Annotated in this window: 10 protein-coding genes; all 10 read right to left on the reverse strand. The window is 67.9% G+C overall.

Features of this window, described 5'->3' with window-relative positions; genetic code table 11:
* Window positions 1–6 precede the first annotated feature (6 nt).
* Window positions 7–1,827: a glucans biosynthesis glucosyltransferase MdoH gene (gene mdoH, locus ASG20_RS11450; protein ID WP_231420223.1), complete on the reverse strand. Its 1,821-nt coding sequence runs from the start codon at window positions 1,825–1,827 to the stop codon at window positions 7–9.
* On the reverse strand, window positions 1,827–3,323 hold the full coding sequence (locus ASG20_RS11455) for a glucan biosynthesis protein (protein ID WP_056052181.1): 1,497 nt from the start codon (window positions 3,321–3,323) through the stop codon (window positions 1,827–1,829). The genes mdoH and ASG20_RS11455 overlap by 1 nt, the downstream gene beginning before the upstream one ends.
* A gap of 128 nt (window positions 3,324–3,451) precedes the next feature.
* Window positions 3,452–4,846, reverse strand: a complete 1,395-nt coding sequence (locus tag ASG20_RS11460) for an FAD/NAD(P)-binding protein (protein WP_056052184.1) — start codon at window positions 4,844–4,846, stop codon at window positions 3,452–3,454.
* 421 nt (window positions 4,847–5,267) lie between these two features.
* Window positions 5,268–7,259 (reverse strand): alpha-L-fucosidase, encoded by a 1,992-nt coding sequence (locus tag ASG20_RS11465; RefSeq protein ID WP_056052187.1) that lies wholly within the window; start codon window positions 7,257–7,259, stop codon window positions 5,268–5,270.
* Entirely contained in the window at window positions 7,256–9,565 is a 2,310-nt protein-coding gene (locus tag ASG20_RS11470; protein ID WP_056052190.1) for a GH92 family glycosyl hydrolase, read from the reverse strand. Before ASG20_RS11470 ends, ASG20_RS11465 begins: the two co-directional genes overlap by 4 nt.
* Complete coding sequence (locus ASG20_RS11475) at window positions 9,562–10,995, reverse strand: glycoside hydrolase family 125 protein (protein ID WP_056052192.1); 1,434 nt, start codon at window positions 10,993–10,995, stop codon at window positions 9,562–9,564. Before ASG20_RS11475 ends, ASG20_RS11470 begins: the two co-directional genes overlap by 4 nt.
* On the reverse strand, window positions 10,992–13,523 hold the full coding sequence (locus tag ASG20_RS11480) for a glycoside hydrolase family 3 C-terminal domain-containing protein (RefSeq protein WP_330218671.1): 2,532 nt from the start codon (window positions 13,521–13,523) through the stop codon (window positions 10,992–10,994). The genes ASG20_RS11475 and ASG20_RS11480 overlap by 4 nt, the downstream gene beginning before the upstream one ends.
* 155 nt (window positions 13,524–13,678) lie before the next feature.
* A complete protein-coding gene (locus ASG20_RS11485) occupies window positions 13,679–16,291 on the reverse strand; it encodes a beta-mannosidase (protein ID WP_056052197.1) in 2,613 nt (870 codons plus the stop codon).
* On the reverse strand, window positions 16,291–18,579 hold the full coding sequence (locus ASG20_RS11490) for a beta-N-acetylhexosaminidase (protein WP_056052200.1): 2,289 nt from the start codon (window positions 18,577–18,579) through the stop codon (window positions 16,291–16,293). The genes ASG20_RS11485 and ASG20_RS11490 overlap by 1 nt, the downstream gene beginning before the upstream one ends.
* A complete protein-coding gene (locus tag ASG20_RS11495; RefSeq protein WP_056052203.1) occupies window positions 18,576–20,750 on the reverse strand; it encodes a glycoside hydrolase family 2 protein in 2,175 nt (724 codons plus the stop codon). The genes ASG20_RS11490 and ASG20_RS11495 overlap by 4 nt, the downstream gene beginning before the upstream one ends.
* Between the last annotated feature and the right edge of the window lie 32 nt (window positions 20,751–20,782).

Genomic DNA, 20,782 nt, shown 5'->3' on the forward strand with positions numbered 1-20,782 from the left:
CGGAGGTTAGCCGCTATGCGCCGGCAGCGAAGGCCGCGACAACACCGAGACATGCTCGCCCGGCTCTACGAACATCCCGTGCGACAGCGCCCACCGCCCCGCCTTCTCGCTCGCCGTCAGCATCGTCAGGAACGGACTGAGCAACAGCCCCAGCGTCACCGGCGCGAGCCACGCCGCAGTGATTGGCGCGAACGGCGTCACTAGCAACAGTGCCACCCCCACCCCGACATGCCAGCGATAGCGCGGCATCACGTCTGCCAGCGACAGTTCGTGCGCATCGCGGTTCTGCGGCGCCCAACCGGACTTCCGCCCCATCAGGATCCCCGCGAGATCCATCGTCTGCGTTAACGCGATCACTGGCGCGGACAGCATCGAGAACGGCACGTCGACCAGCACCGACCGCACGATCCCGCGCCGCCCGCCGAACCCCTCGCGACGCTCCGCATTCGAGATCGCCCAGATCACGCTCAACAGCTTCGGCCCGAACAGCAGCAACAGCGTGACGAACAGCACCTGCAGCGAGGTCTGCGCCTCGACGATGTTGCGCTCGCCGATCAGCGCCTGCACCACGCTCGTCGCGATCATCAGCAGCCATACTGGCGAGGTGATGAACGCCGACGCCCCCATCAGCAATTGCAGCCGGCTGACCCAGTGGAACCCCGACGACGTCAGCAGGCTGAGATGCTGGATATTCCCCTGCGCCCAGCGCCGGTCGCGCACCGCCGCGTCGATCAGCGTCGGCGGATATTCCTCGAACGTCTCCTCGGTCATCAGCATGTGGACGCGCCAGCCGCGCCTGCGGAGCAGCGCCGCCTCGACCATGTCGTGGCTCATAATGACGCCGCCGAACGGCGCGCGCCCTGGCAGGTCGGGTAGTCCGCAACTCGATGCGAACGCCTCGATCCGAATCAGCGCATTATGCCCCCAGAAGGTCGCTTCCGAGCCCGACCACCAGACCAGCCCCGCGGTGGAAATCGGGCCGTACAAACGGCTCGCGAACTGCATCCAGCGCTGGAAGAACGTCACGCCATTGATCACCGCCGGCACGGTCTGGAGCAGCGCCACCGCCGGCCGCCGTTCGAGCACCTGCGCCATGCCGATGATCGTGTTGCCGCCCATCAGGCTGTCCGCGTCGAGCATCAGCATGTAGCGATAGCCGCCGCCGAACCGCCGGATCCACTCCGCGACGTTGCCGGGTTTGCGCCCCACGTTCACGGTCCGGCGCCGGTAATAGAGCGCGCAGTCGAGCGTAGGTGCGAGCCTTTGCCAAGCGGCCACCTCGGCCGCCTCCGCCGCTTCGCCGGAATCGCTCAGGATGAAGATATCGAACCGGTCGGCGACACCGCCGGCGGCGATCGCGCGCGCCATCCAGGCGATCCGCTCGAACACTGCATCGATGTCCTCGTTGTGGACCGGCATCAGAATCGCGGTGCGACCCTCGAGCGGTTCGGACTGGCGCGGCGTCGGAACGAACCCCGGATGCCCGCCGGTCATCAACAGCACGAAGCCGATCGCGGCGTTCATGAATCCGAACGAAATCCACGCGAACAGCGGGAAGAACAGCGCCAGCAGCGCCACATCCCAGAAGCTCAGCCCATCCGCGAGCAGCGATTCCTGCACCGCCGACGACGCCGCGGTCGCCAGCAGGCCGGTCATCAGCACGAGGATGATCCGGCGCGCGAGCATGTCGTCCGACGACACGACCATCCCCGGCCCGGGCTCGGGTGCGGACCAGGGTGGCGGCGGCCCGTCGAAACGCTGCGGGAGCATCTCGATCGGCGTTTCGCCCGGCATCATGGGGGGCATCACGGCGGGAAGCACGGTCATCAGAAGATCGGCGTCAGGACGGTTTCACTGAGCGCACGACCACCCCGCGTAAGGAACAGCCTGACGTCGGCGGGTCCTTGCGCGTCGGGGGCCACGTCGGCAGTGACGCGCCAGCGATTCTTCTGGCCGACCACCGGATAGGCCGCGTTGGCGAGCACCTTCCCACGGACGACATCGATCTTTGCCGTCACGCCGCTCTGCCGATCGAGCCCGGCCAGACCGGTTCCGACGAAATCCACAACCAGTTTGCGCGCGCCCTTCACCGGCTCCGCGCCTGGCCTGCCCGCGACGCCCTGCCAGCAGTCGACGACATGCGCCGCGCTCGCCACCGCGGTCGGATCGGTGGATTTCCAGGACAGCGAGTAATCGAACTGCAACCGCTGCCCCGCTTTCGCAGGCGAGGCGGGGGTCCAGAACGAGACGACGTTATCCACCGTCTCGCTGTTGGTCGGGAACGCATACAGCATCACCGCACCCTTGCCCCAGTCGCCCTGCGGCTGGACCCACAGGTTCGGGCGACGATCGTAGAACGCGCCGTCATCCTGGTAGTGATCGAAGTTCCGGTCGCGCTGGATCAGGCCGAACCCCTTCGGTGCCTGGTCCGCGAAGCTGTCCAGCGTATCGTGCGGCGGGTTGTTGAGCGGCCGCCAAATACGCTCGCCCGCGCCGGTGAGCAGCGCAAGACCGTCCGAATCGTGGATCTCGGGACGCCAGTCGACCGCCGCGGCGCGATTGCCTTCGCCGTACCAGAACATGCTGGTAGCAGGCGCGATGCCGAGCCGTTCGATGTCGCGGCGCACGTTGAGCACGGACGAGACCTGCTGCTCGACGCCCGCACCCGCAACGTGGCGCGACTGGATGCGGTACGCGCCGGTGACGCTCGCGCCGTCCATCAGCGCGTAGATCGTGTATGCGTCCGCGCCGGTCCGCTCGATCCAGAATTCGGTGAAGTCGGGGAATTCCTCGCGACCGGGCAGCCCGGTATTGATCGCTAGCCCGCGCGCGGACAGGCCATATTGGTCCTGCGCGCCGGCGGTGCGGAAATAGGACGCGCCCTGGAACGCCATCCAGTCGCTGGTCCCGCCCGGTGCCATCGCGCGGAACCCGGCGATGCCGAGCGCGGCGGCGTGGCCTTCTTCGGCCTCGAACAACGCGCGCGAGAACTCGATGCGCTGCGCTTGCCCCCCTTCGACCACGTTGATCGCGACCGGCATCGGCGCATAGCGGCCGAGCGGGAACAGGCGGATGCCGCCGGCGAGCGTCTTGTCGGCGCGGAACCGGATACTGCCGACCTTGTCGTAATCGATCGCGGCGGCGGCGGCGACCTTGGCGGGGGCCTGATACGGCTTGGTGGCGAGCGTCGCGGCGCGCGCCTGCAGCGCCTCCCAAGAGAACGGCTCGGTCTTGCCCGTGGCGGTGCGCGCCATCGCGGCGGCCGCCTGCGGGGCGAACCCCAACAGACCCAGCGCGGTCATCACTTCGCGTCGACCGATCATGCCGTGGCTCCCTTGAAAATCATCATGTTGCGACGCGGTAACATATAGCGGGTGCGCGCGCGCGTCGACAGGCCGTGGTTGAGGCGCAGCCTGCCCCGCCCCGGAGTTCCACCGAAGGCCTCAGACGCTCAGAGCCCCTCGCCGCCGACCCATTGCGCGTTCGACAGGCGCCGCGCGAGATCCCAGCTCTGGACGCGGATATCGGGCACCGCGACGACTTCCCACAGCCCGCCACGGGTCATCGGTCCGATGCAGTGGATGCGGTCGTCGGGCGTGCCATCGCGCCGAATCGCGCGCGACTGTGCATCGACGTCGACGCCGAGCCGGAGCGGATCCGGCCTGATCGCACCCGCCGCGAGCAGATGCTTCACGAGCGGTTCCTCCGAGCGCAACAGGTCGCCTTGCGGACCGGTGCAATTGACGATCCGCGCGGCGTGCGTGACGACGGGTTCGGTCGTGCCGCGCGGTCGCCAGGTCAGTTTCGCGCCGGTACCATCGGCGTCGGCGGAGACGATCTTGCCGGCCGCGAATTTCAGTTGCCCACTGGCGACGAGTGCCTCGACGCGCTCGGCGACACGCGGCGCGAGGCGGTGGCGATGGACGTCCCAATAGGGGCGGAGATGACGCAGGAAGCGGCCGCGCACCTCCTGCGATGCGGCGGACCACAGCATCTGTGTCACCGGGCGAAGCTCGTCGACCGCGCAGCGCCAGCCTTCCTCCGCGGCGCGCGCGCGGACGTGACGGACGAGATCGGTGAGCCCGCCCTGCGGCTTGTCGGCGACACCGCGATGCGCGGGCGCGCCGTCGACGTGGCGGCGCGGCGACAGACCGCGACGCGACATGGCGAGGATCTGGCCCGCGAACCCCTGGGCATCGAGCAGCAACGCCGCGTCGATCGCGGTCAGCCCGGTCCCGACCAGCACGACCGTGTCATCCGCGCCCAGTCCTTCCGCGAGATCGGCCGCCCACGGATCGGCGCAATACACGCCTGCGGGCAGTGTGTCGGGCTTCAGACCCGGCGGGGTGTGCGGCGGCAGGTTGCCGAGCGCGAGCACCGCGGTATCGGCGGCGATCGTCCGCCCGTCCGCCATTTTGAGCGTCACGCCGTCTCCTGCGACCGGCTCGATCGCGCAGACCTCGCCTTCGACATGCACCAGCCGGCCGTCCGATTCCGCGATCGCCGCGTCGAGCAGTTCGCGCAGATACGCGCCATAGGTCGTGCGCGGGACGAAGGTCTTGCGGTCGCCCTTGCCATGCGCGTCGAGCCAGCGGACGAAGTGATCGGGATCGTCGGGGAGCGCACTCATGTTGCCCGCGCGGACGTTGAGCAGGTGGTCGGGATGCGCCGCGCTATACGCGACGCCGCGCGCGAGCTGCCGGTCGCGCCGCTCAATGAGCGTGACGCGCGGCCCCGCGTGCCGCATCAGATTGACCGCGAACAACGCGCCCGAAAAGCCGCCGCCGACCACGACGACATGATCCTCGGGCCCCGCGATCCGCGCGATAGTTGCTTTCTCGTCCATCTGTACGCTCACCCACAGTGTCGCGGGAGGCCATGCCCGATCGGAGCCGGCTAGCCCAGCCCCCGGCGATGAGACGGCCACCACCCTGCAAGCCCGTCATCCCGAAACCCCGTCATCCTGACGAGATCCCGTCATCCTGACGAAAGTCAGGATCCAGAGTAATGGTCGGCACGCTTTTGGCTCTGGATCCTGACTTTCGTCAGGATGACGGGGTTAGGGAAAAACTACCCAGTCCCACGTCACCCCGGAACAGGTTCAGGTTGACGGCGGGAGGTGTCTCTCGATCGAGTATGCCCACCCCGGCAAAAGCCGGCGCCCAATCGGCAAGGTCGACATGACGAAGCACAGCCCGCCGTTATCACCGTCCCCCATTGGGCCCCGGCCTTCGCCGGGGTGGGGCCTATCTTTTAGTCGCCCCGTCTTACGGCCGGAACGCCCCGATGCCTGCAATCGCCATCTTCGGCTGCGCGGTCGCCACCGTCGTGAACCCCAGCATCAGGTACCGCGCCTGCCGAGCCTTCGCGAAGGTGATGCGCTGCGTCGCCCGGGCGTAGGCGATGTTGCCGAACTCGCCCTCGTCCGCCGGCGTCCAGGTCCTGCCGTCCTCGCTCGTCTCGACGCTGTAACGCCCCGGCGGTCCTGCGTCGGGCAGCGCCTGCCGCGTCGGCGTCAGGCTGAACCCGGCGACCTGCTCCGCCTTGCCCATGTCGATCATCAGCATCACAATGCTCGTCGGGGTCGGCGCCGGCGTCGTCCAAACGGTGGCCAGATCGTCGTCGAGCACCGCCTCCGCCCCGGACAATCCGGGCTTCACCACACCTGCCAACGATTTCTCGGCCGCGAAATCCGGCTTGCCCGCCTTCATCGCCAGACTGTGCTGGATCGCGCTGACGATCGTCCACCCGGTCTTCGAGATGATCTTGTTGCCGGTCGCCTGCGAGGCCGCGATCGCGACCGGCGGGACGCTCAGGAACAGCGACAGCTCGGTGATCGCGGGGCACGCCGGCGCCTCGACGATCCGCAGCCGCACGCGCCGCGCGGTCACCGGCTCGGGCAGGCGGATGATCCGTTGCGCACCGATGCACTCGTGCACCGCGACCTCGCGCCATGCGCCCTTCGCATCCGCCACATCGATCGCGAACTTCGTCACGCGCACACCGAGGTCGAGCGCCTCGCCGATCCGGATCAGGTCGAACCGGCGCCCCGGCGGCAGGTCGAGCACCAGCGACGGCGTCTTCACCGCATCGGGCGTGCTCCAATAGGTGTCGCGATTGCCGTCGAGCACATTGGCCGGCGCGAACCGGGCTCCGCGCGATGGGCCGCTCGCCACCGCGCCCTTGGCCAGATCGGTCTTGAAGCTCGCGCGCAACGCATCGCCGAACGCTTTCAGCGACGCGAGATCGGGCTCCGCGATCAGCCCACGGCGATCGGGCGGCAGGTTGAGCATCATGTTGGTGCCGCGCCCGACCGACTCGTCGTGGAACTGCATCAGCCGCTGCGGCGACTTTACCTGGAGGTCCTCGTCGGCATGATAGAACCAGCCCGGACGAATCGACGTGTTGGTCTCCGCCGGCCACCAGAGCGGCGCCCCGCGCACGCCCGAATTGCCCTCGGACTGGACATAGGGATGGTTCGGCATCGTCGGCCAGCACGGATCGCCCGCGTGACCATCCTCGTTGCCGACCCAGCGAATATCCGCACCGAGCGGATCGAAGGTGCACGCCATCGGCTGCAATTTATGGACCAGCGCGATGATCGACGGCCAGTTGTAATATTTCGGCGCATCGATCTTCCGCGCCTCGCGCGCGCCGCCATAATAGCCGTCGCCACCGTTCGCGCCGTCGAACCAGACTTCGAAGAGCTCGCCGTAATTGGTGCAGAGATCGGTCAGCTGGGCACGGAAATACTCGACGTACGACGGCTTCCCATAGTCGGCGCGGTTGCGATCCCAAGGCGACAGATACAGTCCGTAAGAGATCCCACCACGCCGGCACGCGTCGCCCATTTCGCGGACGATATCACCCTTGCCGCCCTTGTAGGGACTGTTGCGGATGCAATGCTCGGTGAGCCTGGTCGGCCAGAGGCAGAAGCCGTCATGATGCTTGGCGGTGAGGACGAGCCCGGTCAGGCCCGCGCTTTTCGCCGCCGCGACGATCTGGTCGGGGTCGAACGCGGTCGGGTTGAAGAGCTTGGGATCTTCGTCGCCATAGCCCCATTCCTTGTCGGTCCAGGTGTTCAGCGTGAAGTGGACGAAGCCGTAGCGCTCGCGCTTGTGCCACGCGAGCTGGCGGACGCTCGGCGTCGCGCCCCACGGGGCGGGCGCACCGACCGGGGCCACCGCACTGGCCCGGCCAGCCGCAGCGGTAGCGAGCGTACCGGCGATCAACGCGCGGCGGTTCAGGTCTAACGTCATCGCGAAACTCCGGTGGTTGCTGGCGGCCGATCGGCAGGCGCGCGGCCAAAATTACGGTTGGGCTTGTCGCTCATCTCGAACACGAGCCGCCCGCCGCGGACGATATCGGCATGCGCGATCCAGCTCCTGGTCCACGGCTTGCGGTTCCACGTCACCGACTGGACATAGGGCCGGTCGGGCGCATTGCCGCGCGCCTCGACGACCAGCGTCCTGCCGTTGCCGACGCGCATCTCGGCCCGATCGAACAGCGGCGAGCCAAGCACATAATTCGCGCTCACCGGATCGACCGGGTACAGCCCGAGCGCGCTCAGGACGAACCACGCGCTCATCTGCCCGCAATCGTCGTTGCCGATGATGCCATCGGGCGCGTCCTTGTACATCTCGGTCAGCAGCCGCCGGACCATGGCCTGCGTCTTCCACGCAGCACCGCAATACGCGTACATATACGCGACGTGATGGCTCGGTTCGTTGCCGTGCGCATATTGCCCGACCAGCCCGCTGATGTCGGGCGGCGCATCCTTCGGCAGGACCGACGACGCGGTGAACAGCGCATCGAGCTTGGCCTCGAACTTCGCATCGCCGCCCATCGCCGCGATCAGGCCGTAGACGTCGTGCTGGTTGAGGAACGTCGCCTGCCAGCTATTGCTCTCGGTATAGTCACGCCACGTCGCGGAATGGCCGAGCGCGACGGGATCGTACGGTTCGATCCATGTCCCGTCTTCGCGCTTGGGTCGTGCGAAGTTGATCGTGCTGTCGAACACGTTCCGCCAATTGCCGCTGCGCTTGCGGAGTCGCGCGGCATCGGCGGTCGCTCCCGCCGCGTCGGCCAGGTGCGCCGAGGCGTAATCGTCATACGCATATTCGAGCGTACGCGAGACCCCCTCGAACACCTTGTCGGCGGGAACATAGCCGATCGTATCATAGGGTTCGATCCCGAGGCTGTTGTCGAGATCCGGCATCGTGAAATCGAACGAACGCCGACGCACGTTCGGCCACGCCGCCGCATAATCGGCGCGCACACCCTTCGCGCGGGCCTCGGCCATCACCGACACCGAATGCCAGCCGATCATGCACCCGGTCTCGATCCCCTGGAGCGGCCAGACGGGCGGGCCATAGCGGCTCTGCTGCGTCTGGCGGATCAGGTCGCCGACCAGCTCGGCGGTCCGCTTGGGCTCGATCAACGTCAGCAGCGGATGCAGCGCGCGGTACGTGTCCCACATCGAATAGGTGCTGTACGCGCGATCCTTGCCCGACAGCCTGTGCACCTGTTTGTCGAGGCCGAGATACCGCCCGTCGACATCGGAGAATAAGGTCGGCGCAAGCTGCGCATGGTACAGCGCGCTCGCCATGATCGTGCGCTGCGCCGGCGTCCCGCCCTCGACGGTGACCGCGGCGAGCGCCGGCGCCCAGCGCTTGGCGGCCTGCGCATGGTACCGGTCGAAGTCCCAGTGCCGGGCCTCGGCGGCCAGGTTCGCGCGCGCGCCGGCGACGTCGACCCCGGATATGCCGGTTCGGATCACGATCGGCGCGGCACCGGCGTCGTCATAGTGCAGCACCGCCTTCACGCGCTTGCCCGCGACGCCGCGCGCGCCGTCCGCCTGCGCGACGTCGCCATCGCCGTAGAAGACGATGCAGTCGGGCTTGCGCGACACCTGCATCGCGAAGTGGATGCGGCGCCCCTTGGCCCAGCGGAACACGCGGCGGCTGCCGGTCAGCGTACCGCTGTCGTCGATCGCCAGCGACGCCTCGTCTATCAGCACGCCGCGGTCGGACTCGTCGAGGATCAAATGCGACATATCGATCAGGACATGGCCCGCGCCGCGCGGGAAGACATGACGCTGAATGCCGGTCCGCTCGGTCACGGTGAGCTCCGCGCGGACACCCGTTTCCAGGGCCACACGGTAGTAACCGGGTTCCGCATGCTCATCGGAAAACCGCTGGCGATAGCCCGCACCGGGATCTTCGAGCGTGCCCGGAGTCAATTGCACCGGACCGCGTGTCGGCACCACCAGCACGTCGAGCATGTCGCCGATCCCGGTGCCCGACAGATGCGTGTGGCTGAACCCGATGATCGACGTATCGGTGCGGTGATAGCCCGAGCACGCATCCCAGCGCTCGACGTCGGTATCGGGGCTGAGCTGCACCATCCCGAACGGCAACGTCGCGCCCGGATAGGTGTGGCCGTGGCCGCCGGTCCCGACGAACAGATCGGGCGCGGTGGTCGTGCGGGGCTTGACGGCAAACGTCGTGCGCGCGGTCAGCGCAAGCGCACCGCTACCGGCGAGGAGCATACGGCGGGAGATCATGCGCGGACTCCGAGAAGGGCGGGACGTTTGGCGGCGATGTCGACGACCAGTTCGCCGAACAGCCCGTTGGCCCAGGCGAACCACGACCGCGTGAACTTGGCGCCATCGTCCTGGTTGAAGGATTCGTGCATGAACCCGGTGCCGCCATGCGTCGCCTTCAGCGCGGCGAGCGACCGCGCGACGGTCGCGTCGTCGCCGGTCTCGAGCGCGTTCAGCGCGTGCATCACGATCGACATCGGCCAGATTTCGCGCAGGCCGGTATGCGGACTGCCGATCCCCTCCGCCGCCTTGCCGGTGAAGAAATACGCGTTGTCGTTGCTCCACGCGCGTGCCGCGGTGCGCCGCCAGAGCGGATCGTCGGGCTTCACCGCACCGAGATAGGCAAGCCCCGAGAGGCTCGGCACATTGGCGTCGTCCATGAAGATCGCGTTGCCATAGCCGTCGACCTCATACGCCCAGACCGGCTGGCCGTCCGCACCCTTGGTCATGCCATGCAGCCGCAACGCCGCCTCGACCTCGTCAGCGAGCGAAGTCGCATCCGCCGCCAGCGCCGCATCGGGCCGAGCGCGCGTCGCGAGTTCCGCCAACTGACGCAGCGCACGAACCGCGAAGATGTTCGACGGGATCAGGAACGGGAGCACGCACGCATCGTCCGAAGGCCGGAACCCGCAATGGATCAGCCCGACCGGGCGCGACGGCGGACCATAGCCGTCGAGCGCCATGCTTTCCCCGACGATCGGCGACGAGCGGCGAAAGCGATACGGCCCCGGCCCGTCCTTGCGCTGCTGCTCGCGGAACGTCCGGATCGACGCACGCGCACCGTCCGCCCACAGCGCATCGAACGGCGCGGTATCGCCGGTCCCCTGCCAATACGCGTGCGCGATCCACATCGGGTAGCAGAGCGAATCCACCTCCCATTTCCGCTCGCCGACGCCCGGCTTCATCACCGTGTCGTCGGTCAGCGACCAGCTGAGGTTCGTCTTAGCCGACGGATCGTGCATGAACGCGTTGGCGTACGGATCGATCAGGATGCACCGCGCCTGCCGCGCGATCAGCCCGCGGAACAGCATCCGCAACGCCGGATCGCGCTTCGCCAGCGGCAAATACGGATGGACCTGCGCCGAGCTGTCGCGCAGCCACATGCAGTCGATATCGCCGGTGATGACGAACGCATCGGGCTTGCCGTCGACCGCGCCCATGAACACGGTGGTGTCGAGCGTGTTCGGATAGCAATTGCCGAACATCCAGGCGAGTTCGGGATCGGCGATCTTCGCCGACACGCGCGCGATCTCCGCCTCTACCGCGCGGCTGGTGTAGCGACGATCGCCAAGCTTCGGGCGCTTGCTGACGAACGACGGTGCGGCCGCTCGCAGCGGTCCCGCGAGCCCGAGCGCCGCAGCACCGGCAATCAGCATCCGGCGGTCGATCATTTCGGCAAATCCTGCGTTCCCGTCACGGTGAAGACGGTATCGACACCGGGCCCGTCGCCCGGCTGGCCGCCACCGATATGCAGCCGGTATTCGCCCGGTACGACACGGCGCGTTCCCGCCGCATCGACGCTGCTCATGCCACGAGGATCGATCGTGAATGCCACGCGTGCCGTCTGCCCCGGCTTCACTGTCTGGCGGCTGAACCCGACGAGCTGGCGCTGGAGGACGGGATCGTTGAAGCGCGGCTTCACCGTTGGCTCGGGCGGCACGAGATACGCCTGCACCACCTCGTCGCCCGCAACCTTGCCGGTGTTCTTCACAGGCACCTCGACCGAGACGCTCTCGCCAGCGGCTATCGTGCTGCGCGCGAGTTTGGGCGCGGCATAAGCGAACTGCGTATAGCTCAGCCCATGCCCGAAGCCCCAGAGCGGCGTGCCCGTGAAGTAGCGATACGTCCGCTCACGCATGTTGTAGTCGATGAACGCGGGCAGATCGCGCGTCTTCGCGTAGAACGTCACCGGCAGTCGCCCGCCCGGATTGCTCCTGCCAACCAGCGTATCGGCGATCGCCTGCCCGCCAGCCTGCCCCGGATACCAGCCGACCAGGATCGCGTCGGCATGCGCCTTCGCCCAGGTCATCGCCACCGCGCTCCCGGTCATCAGCACGACCACCAGCGGCTTGCCGGTCGCCTTCGCCGCTTCGAGCAATCGCACCTGCGCCGCGGGAAGCCCGATATCGGTCCGATCGCCGCCCGAGAACCCGGCCACCTCGATCTGCAACGCCTCACCCTCGACCGCAGGCGACAGCCCGACGAACGCGACGATCGCATCGGCATCCTTGGCGGCCGCAACCGCCTCGGCGACCTGCGCATCGGGCGGCGCGGTCCAGGTCAGCCGCAGCCCCTGGTCCTCGCCGCTATGCGCAAGCTCGACGCGGATCGCATGTGGGCCCGACGCCAGCGTCACAGCCGCCTCGACGTTCTTGCCGCTGCCATCGTCATCGGCGACCGGCTTGCCGTCGATCCACAACCGCGACGGATCATGCCCCTTGCAGTCGAAACAGCGCGGCACGTCGAGCCGGAACACGTAGTCACCCGCGGCCGGCGCGGTGATCGTGCCGGTCCAGCGCACCGAGAACGCGGCAGGATCGATCCCCGGCGCAGGCGCAGTGCGATCCCAGTCGAAGTCGATCAGCCGGTCGGTGCGCACCACCGACGTACCAGTGAAATCGCTCCGCCGGAAATACTCGCCGCGCAGCGACAGCGCTGTGTCGGGCACCGGCACAGGCACGCCCTCGGCGATGCTCGATCCTTGCGCATACCGAACGCCCCCGAACGATGTGCGCAGCGCCGCCAGTGGCGTGATCGGCGCCGCGGCGGTACCGTGATAATTCGCCTCCAGTACGTCGACGCTGTCGGCATTCGGCCCGATCACCGCAATCTTCGCCGACGGTTTCAGCGGCAGCACGCCGTTGTTCTGGACCAGCACCATCGCCTTCCGCGCCGCCTCCAGCGCCAGCGCGCGGTGCGCCGGCGTGTCGAACTCGGTCGGCTTGATCCTGTCCCAAGGGCTCGTGGTCCCGAACGCGCCGCCGAGCATCCGCCGCACCGCGAACGTCCGCGTCAGGCTCGCGTCGAGCGTCGCCTCGGGCACCAGCCCCCGCCGCACCGCATCGCCGAGCGCCGCGTAGGTCTTCCCACAGTTGAAATCCATCCCAGCGGCAATCGCCGCCGCCGATCCGCTCGCAGTATCGGGCCGATAATAATGGTAGTTCGAGATATTCCCCACCGCATCGCAGTCGGACACGATCAGCCCCTTGAAGCCCCATTGCTTCCGCACCGTCTCGGTCAGCAACGGCTCCGACGCGCAAACCGGCACGCCGTGGATCGCGTTGTACGCGCACATCGTCGACAGCGCCTTGCCCTCGGTCAGCGCAAGCCGGAACGCAGGCAGGAACGTCGCCTCGCGATCATGCGGCGAGATATCGACATCGAACCCGTCGCGCCCCGCCTCCGGCCCGCTATGCGCGGCAAGATGCTTGGGTGTGGCGATGACCTTCGGGTGCGCGAGGTCCGGCCCCTGCAACCCGCCGATGAACGCGACGCCGAGCCGCCCCGTCAGATACGGGTCCTCGCCATAGGTCTCCTGCCCACGACCCCAGCGCGGATCGCGGAAGATGTTGATGTTGGGCGACCAGATCGTCAGCCCCTGATAGCGTTCGCGGTCCCCAGCCGGCAGCGCGTTGGACTTCGCGCGTGCCTCGGTCGACACGACATCGCCGACGCGCCTGAGCAGCGCCTCGTCCCACGTCGCGGCGAGGCCGATCGCCTGCGGAAACACCGTCGCCACGCCGTTGCGCGCGAGCCCGTGCAGCCCCTCGTTCCAGTAATCATACGCGGGCAGGTTCAGCCGCGGGATCGCCGGCGCGACGCTCTGCAACTGCGCCGCCTTCTCGTCGAGCGTCATGCTCCGCACCGCCGGATCGACCGTCTGCGCAAGCGCCGACGACGCGAGCAACAGGCCGGGCACGAAGGCGAGCCGGGCAAACCTGGTCGAGAGGCGCCCCCTCCCCCCCTCCGTCATCCTGGGCTCGACCCAGGATCCAGAGCCACGGGCGGCGGCGTCCGTAACTCTGGATCCCAGCGTTCGCTGGGATGACGAGGCGGTAGTGGCGTGGTTGCGCATCACGACTTCACCGCCGCGACACCGGCCAGAGTGCGGATCGTCAGTGCACGCCGCAGCGCTGCCGCGGACGCCTTCGAAGCAACAGTCACCGTCACACTCTCCCCCGGCAACAGATCGAACGCATTGTCCGATGGCGTCGCCTCGACCTTCCCAAAATCGAGCCACACTGCGCGCGCCAGTTTGGTGGCGGTCAGTGTCAGGCGATTGGTCTCCCAGGTCGCGGTCAGTCCCGGATCGGGGAGCGTCATCGTCTTGGGCGCGGCCGACACCAGCACGCGCGACGTTACGCGGTCACCCACAAGCAACTCCGCCACCGCGATCGTCCGCGTCGGATCGCCGCCCGCGAACAGCGTCGCATCGGGCAGCGTCGCCACCGCCGTTGCGGACAAGGGCGCCAGCGTCGCAGCCTCCTCGCGCGTCGCGACGACCTTGCCGTCGACGTCGATCGTCCGCACGCGCCACTTCGCCTCGGTCGGCACCGTCGCGTCGGAGATCAAGCTCACCTTGGTCGACCCGTCCTTGCGCTCGGCGGCGATCGCCAGCGGCGCGTAGAAATGCCGCGCGCGGAATTGAAGCGCCTTCCAGCGGCCGTAATAATCGATGCTCGCCCATGACGCGCCCGGCCAGACGTCGTTGATCTGCCAGAACAGCGACCCCATCGTCACCGGCCGGCAGGCGCGGTGGTGCAGCGCGGCGAGTTCGATCCCCTCCGCCTGCATCACCTGGCTCAGATACACGAACTCGGCGAAGTCGCGCGGCTCGCGGTATTTCTCGCGGATGTAGAACAGCAGCCGGTCGTTGCCCTCGCCCTTGAGGAACTTCTGATGCGCCTTCATCACCGGCGAGGTCGGCGAGAAGTCAGCGTCGGTCGCGAACGTCCGGATCGTCTTCATCTCGGGCATTGATTGCAGGCCGTATTCGGACATGAACCGCGGGCAGCTGTCGAGATACGCCTCGACCGGCTTCTTGCCGCCCCAGACGTCCCAGTAATGCCGGTCGCCATCGCCATCGATGTCGGGCTTGTCCTCGTAATTGCTGCTCGGCGAACCCGGCCAATAGACCGCGTCGGGATCGCGGCGTTCGGCGGCGTCGCGCAGCACGCGGTCGAAGATCACCGCCATGCCGACGCCGATCCGCTCCTGCTCGTCCGCACCGACCGCCTTCTTGAAGGCGATCCGGTCGGACCAGTTCGCCCAGCCGCTGAGCACCTCGTTATTGCCCGACCACAGCACGATCGAGGGATGCGCCTGGAGCCGGTCGACCTGTTCCCCCGCCTCGATGCGGACGGTCTCGCGGAAGTCGCGGTCGGGCGGCGTGACGGCGCCGCCGAACATGAAGTCCTGCCACACCATCAAGCCCATCTGGTCGGCAAGGTCGTAGAACGCGTCGTCGAGATAATAGCCACCGCCCCACACGCGGATCATGTTCATGTTGGCATCGCGCGCGCCGGCCATGACGGTGCGGATCTGGCTTTCGGGCACGCGCGCCGGAAACATGTCGAACGGGATCAGGTTCGCGCCCTTGGCGAACACCGGGATGCCGTTGACGACGAACGCGAAGCCCCGCCCCTGCGCGTCCTTGTCGCGACGCAGTTCGACGGTGCGCAGGCCGGTGCGGCGCTGCGCGGTGTCGATCGTCGCGGTTCCGTCGGTCAGCGTCGCCTTCACGGTATAGAGCGGTTGCGCGCCGTAGCCCGCGGGAAACCAGCGTTGCGGGTTGGCGACGCTCACCGGTACCGCGACATGGCTCGCGCCCGCCGCGACGGTGACGGTCCGCGCCGCCTGCGTGACTTGGCCGTCGGGACCGGTGACCGCAACCTGCACAGTGACCGGCCGCTCCCCGCCCGCCACCACGTCGAGTTCGGCCGACAACCGGGCTTCGGACTTGGTCAGCCCTTCCTGCGTCACACGAAACGCCTCGATCCGCGCGTCGTCCCACGCCTCGATCCGCGCCGGACGCCAGATACCCTGCGTGACGATCCGGGGACCCCAGTCCCAGCCGTACTGGTATTTCGGCTTGCGGATATAGGGAGAGGTCTGCTTGCCCATCGGCTCGTCGCCGAACACAGAATCATATTCGCCGGGCAGCGGGTTCTTCGCCTTCAGCACCATCGGCTGCAGCGTCCGGATCGGCGATCGAAACGTGACGAGCAGCTCGTTCGCACCCGGCTTCAGCACCGCCTTGACCGGCACGCGCCAGCGCCGATGCGCATTGTCCGCCGCCAGCAGCTTGGTCCCGTTCAGCCGCACCTCGGCGAAGGTGTCGAGCCCGTCGAACACCAGGTCGATATGATCGCGCGCCAGCAGTTCGGGCGTCGCACGCACGACGGTGTGATATTGCCAGTCGGTCAACCCGACCCACTGGATCTTCGCCTCGTTCAGGCCCTTGTAGGGATCGGGGACGATCTTCGCCGCCATCAGGTCGGTCTGCGCGCTGCCCGGCACGGTCGCGCGAAGCCAGCGTGCCGCCTTCGGATGCGCCTTGACCGCGGCGGTATCGGTCGGATCGATCCGCATCGACCAGCCCTTGTCGAGCACGACGCTCGTGCGTGGTGCCGCCCAGGCGGGCGTCGCGACGATCGCGGCGAGCAGCAGAAGAGCCGTACGCCGCATCACTTCTTCTCCGACAGCTGCATCGATTCGACCGCGTAGAACGGCGACTCCATCGACGCCGTGAACAACAGGCAGATGTCCGCATCGCCCTTGCCCACGGGCAGCGTGCCGCGGAAGGTCATGCGGTTCGGGCTCGTCGCCGGGTTCGGCAGCGGGAAGGTCGCCGCGATCGTGCCGGTGCAGCCGCCGGTGCGCACCACGAGCTCGCCGTACGTCGTCACCGCGTAATGCCGCCGCAATGCCTTCTCGTCATGCGCCAGCCCGTAATGCCGCGGCAACCGCGCGACATCGACGGTAAAGCTGCGCGCGATATCGAGCGGCGCGGCCGGATACATCGTGCACGTGTCGAAGATGTTGACGTTGAATACCGGCGTATTCCCCGTCGCCTCCGACGTCAGCGGCACGCGCAGCCCGATCGCCCCATCGGGGCACGCGACCAGCTCCGAACTCGACCGCCGCAGCAGCGCGACCCGGCTCGTCTCGAACAGCCGCGGTTCCGCGGTCGGGCGGCCGTCGCTGGTGAAGGCCGCCGCGCGGATGGTGACGCCGGGTTTCACCGACAATGGCGTGGCATAGGCCTTCGATCGCGCGGTCGGTTCCTTGCCGTCGAGCGTGTAGCGGATCGTGCCGTAGCCGGTCTGCGTCGCCAGCGTCACCGGCACCTTGCCGCGACGCAACGCATCGCCGCGCGTGCCCTGAATCGCGAAGTCGACCGCGAACGCGCTGTCCGCCGCGGCGATACCGGCGCGGGCATAACGCCCCATTTGCGGTTCGAGCCGCGCCACGAAGTCGTCGAAATTACGCGCGGACTTCGGCGACCAGGTCCGCTCGGCGAGCGCCGACAGCCGCGGGAAGGTCGCGTGCTGAAGCTGCTCGGGCGTCACCAGATATTCGCTGAACGCGTTAATCTGCGCGCCCAGCACATGCTTCGCCTTGTCAGGTGCGAGCCCCGCCGGCTCAGGCTCGTACGCATAAAGCCGGGCGAGCGGCACGATCGCATCGCCGTTCGCGATGCGGCCTGGCGGCTCGTCGCTACGATTGCTCTGCAGGCTGTCGAGATACATTATCGGCGCCGGACTCAGCACGACGTCATGCCCCTGGTTCGCCGCATCGACGGCCCCCTTCTCGCCGCGCCACGACATCACCGAGGCCGATGGCGGCAAGCCACCCTCGAGGATCTCGTCCCAGCCGATCAGGCGGCGGCCGTGCTTGGCGAGATACTCGCCGAGCTGGTCGATCATCCAGCTCTGCATCTGCATCTCGGTCTTCAGCCCGAGCGCCTTCATCTTCGCCTGCACCGCGGGCGAGCGCTCCCACTGGTCCTTGACCGCCTCGTCGCCGCCGAGATGGATGAACTGCGACGGGAACACGTCCATCAGCTCGTCGAGCACGTGCTTGATGAAAGTCATGCTGCGATCCTCCGGGCTGAACAGCCACGGGTTCACGCCCCAGTCGTGACCGACCGCGGGCCGATCGCCGAGCACGCCGACTTCGGCCGGATACGATGCGACCGCCGCCTGCGCATGGCCGGGCAGGTCGATCTCGGGCATGATCGTGATCGCGCGCTCCTGCGCATAGGCGACCAGCGCCTTCAGCTCGGCCTGCGTGTAGAACCCGCCGACCTTCTCGCCCGGCGCACCACCCGCAGACGGCGGCGTCCGCCACGCGCCGATCCGGGTCAGGTCGGGATAGCGCTTGATCTCGACGCGCCAGCCCTGATCATCGGTGAGATGGAGATGCAGCACGTTCATCTTCTGCGCCGCGAGCTGATCGACCATCGCGTACAATGTCGGCATCGGCACGAAATGCCGCGCCGGATCGATCATCAGCCCGCGCCACTTGAAGCGCGGCGCATCGCGGATCGTCATCGCCGCCAGCGTCACGGGCTTGCCGACCGCCGCATCGGGGCTGAGCAACTGCGCCAGCGTCATCGCGCCGTGGACTAGGCCCGCATCGCCGCTCGCCGCGATCGTCACGCCCTTCGCATCGACGGTCAGCGTGTAGGCCTCGTCCCCCGCCACGCTCGCATCGCGCACGAACCGGATCGGGCCAGTGCCGGCATCGCTCGCGAGCGAGAGCCCGCGCACGACCTTGACCTGTTGCGCGAGCAGCTTGGCAGCGGTCTTCGCGCCTGCGTCGCCAGCGACGATCCCGGCCCCTTCGCCGATCGTCAGCGTGCCGGCGTGAGGCTCTATCGACGCCGGCATCGGGATCAGCTTCGGCCCTTCGGCCACCGCCGCGGTCGAGGACATCAGCAGCGCGAGCACCAGAGGGCGGAAACGGATCATTTAGGGTCCTTCGGCAATTGCGCTGGATCGGGTGGATAGACGGCGGAGCCAGCCTTGAACGGTTCGTAGTCGCGGACGACGCCGCCTGCGCGGGCACCCTCCGCGGTGAGGATATCGACGGTCACCGTGACCGGCGTAAGACGACCGGTCCAGGCCGCGGACACCGTCGCGGTGCCGCCCGGCGCGATGACCGGCAGCGCCTGTTCGCCCTCGCCGAGCACGACGCGATCGCCGCCGATCGCGCGCCAGTGCAGCCGCGCGCCAACCAGCGGATAGGAGGGCAATGCAGCCTTCGCAGCGCCCATGACGGTGGCGGTGAAGCCGGTCGGCGTCTCGCCCGCCATCGTCAGATCGACCTTCGCGGAGACGTCGCGGTTGGCGGCTTCCCACGCGAAATAGCTCGGGCGGCGCTGGCGATCGGCATCGACGAGGCCGTGATCGACATAGCCATCGGCCAGCCCGGCGAAGAGGTTCTTGTTCGAGCGGTAGTCCGCATAGCTCCAGAAGATCGCACCGCCGACCCAGGGCCGCGTCGCGAACGCCGCAAGCTGGTCCTTCAGGTTGTCGGTACGCGCGACGTCCGCGCTCGCGGAGTCGTGCGAGAACGGCCCCGGCCAGCCGAATTCGGAGATCACCAGCATCCGGTCGGGATACGCCTTGTCGAACGCGTCGAGCCACGGCCCGACTTTGTCCGCACCGCCGCTCCAGGTCCCGAAATAGGCGTTGGCCATCACGAAGTCCGCCTCGACCAGGGCGGGTACGCGGACTGGACGCTCTGCGATCTGCGAATCCGCAAACGTCACGAACCGGCCCGGATCGATCGCGTTGATATGCGCCTTCATCGCCTTCACGAACGCGAGCCCCTGCGGCGTCGCAGCCTCGCTCTCGTTCATCACGCTCCAGGCGAGCACGCTCGGATGGTTGCCGCTTTCGGCGATCATCTCGGCCATCATCGCCTTGGCACGTACCAGCAGCCGAGGATCGCCCAGCTGCGCCGCGGTCATCTGCCAGATCGGGATTTCGGGAACGAGAAGCATCCCCGCACGGTCGGCCGCATCGAACACGCTCTGCGGCTGCGGATAATGCACCGGCCGTGTCAGCGTGACGTGCAATGCGTTCAGATCGCGCATGTCGTGGAGGATCGTGCCGCGCGTTTCGGCGGCGCCTTCCCACGGCGAATCCTCGTGCCGCGTCACCCCAGTCAGCCGCACCGCGACACCGTTGACGTAGAGTTTCCGGTCACGGAGCGCGAGCGTGCGCAGACCTACCGTGTCCTCACGCCGGTCGAGCACCATGCCCTTCTCGTCGCGGAGTTCGGCGACGATCCGGTACAGCTTCCCTGCACCTATCTGCCACAGTTGCGGCTTGGCGATCGTCAGCGCAGCGTCGGGCGTCGCGGCGGCAGACGCGGCCACCGTCACGCTCTTTTCACCGCGCGCGACCTCGCGGCCGTCGGGATCGATCGCGACGGACGTCAGGGAATAGGTGTGCGGCGTGGCATCGACATTCTCGATCGCGACGGCGCTCGTCACGGTCGCGCTGTCGGCCTTCAGGACCTGGCGGATACGCTGGCGGCGGATCAGCCCGCCCTCGGCGATCCGCAGCGACACGTCGCGCGTGATCCCGCCGCTATGCCACCAGTCGTACCAGACGTTCCCAGAGCCAGCGAGGCGCATCGCATAGCCCGGAATCGTCACGAACCCCGGCCGGTCGTCGGCCGCGACGACGATCCGGTTCGCGCCGGGTTTCAGCACCTTCGAAACGTCGAGATCGAACGCGGTATGCCCGCCCTCGTGGGTGCCGACGAGCGTTCCGTTCACCCAGACGCGCGCCGCGTAGAACACCGCGTCGAAATGCAGTTCGAGATGCTTGCCGACGATCGCCTCGGGCACGACGAGCGTCCGCGCATACCAGCCGACGCCTTCGGAATTGGCACCGCGCGACAGCGGCCAGCTATGCGGGACGCTGACGCTTTCGACCTTCGCGGGATCGGACTTCAGCCACGCCGGATCGGCCGGCGCGTCCTTTGCCAGCCAGAACGTCCACCCCGCATCCAGATCGATCCGCTCGGCCGCGGCCGGCGTTGCCAGACCCATCGGAACGAGAAACGCGGACAGGACACCGAGATGCCCCATCCGCTTGCGCACTGCCTTGATCCATTCCGATGTCATGCGGCGATATCGTGCCCCCTATGGACGGGGGT

The sequence above is a fragment of the Sphingomonas sp. Leaf198 genome (assembly GCF_001424005.1).
GTDB lineage: Bacteria > Pseudomonadota > Alphaproteobacteria > Sphingomonadales > Sphingomonadaceae > Sphingomonas.

What these genes read in the sequence shown, in the direction of transcription:
- mdoH (WP_231420223.1), bottom strand. Translation starts at nt 1,827, where the DNA reads ATGACCGTGCTTCCCGCCGTGATGCCCCCCATGATGCCGGGCGAAACG.
- ASG20_RS11455 (WP_056052181.1), bottom strand. Translation starts at nt 3,323, where the DNA reads ATGATCGGTCGACGCGAAGTGATGACCGCGCTGGGTCTGTTGGGGTTC.
- ASG20_RS11460 (WP_056052184.1), bottom strand. Translation starts at nt 4,846, where the DNA reads ATGGACGAGAAAGCAACTATCGCGCGGATCGCGGGGCCCGAGGATCAT.
- ASG20_RS11465 (WP_056052187.1), bottom strand. Translation starts at nt 7,259, where the DNA reads ATGACGTTAGACCTGAACCGCCGCGCGTTGATCGCCGGTACGCTCGCT.
- ASG20_RS11470 (WP_056052190.1), bottom strand. Translation starts at nt 9,565, where the DNA reads ATGATCTCCCGCCGTATGCTCCTCGCCGGTAGCGGTGCGCTTGCGCTG.
- ASG20_RS11475 (WP_056052192.1), bottom strand. Translation starts at nt 10,995, where the DNA reads ATGATCGACCGCCGGATGCTGATTGCCGGTGCTGCGGCGCTCGGGCTC.
- ASG20_RS11485 (WP_056052197.1), bottom strand. Translation starts at nt 16,291, where the DNA reads ATGCGGCGTACGGCTCTTCTGCTGCTCGCCGCGATCGTCGCGACGCCC.
- ASG20_RS11490 (WP_056052200.1), bottom strand. Translation starts at nt 18,579, where the DNA reads ATGATCCGTTTCCGCCCTCTGGTGCTCGCGCTGCTGATGTCCTCGACC.
- ASG20_RS11495 (WP_056052203.1), bottom strand. Translation starts at nt 20,750, where the DNA reads ATGACATCGGAATGGATCAAGGCAGTGCGCAAGCGGATGGGGCATCTC.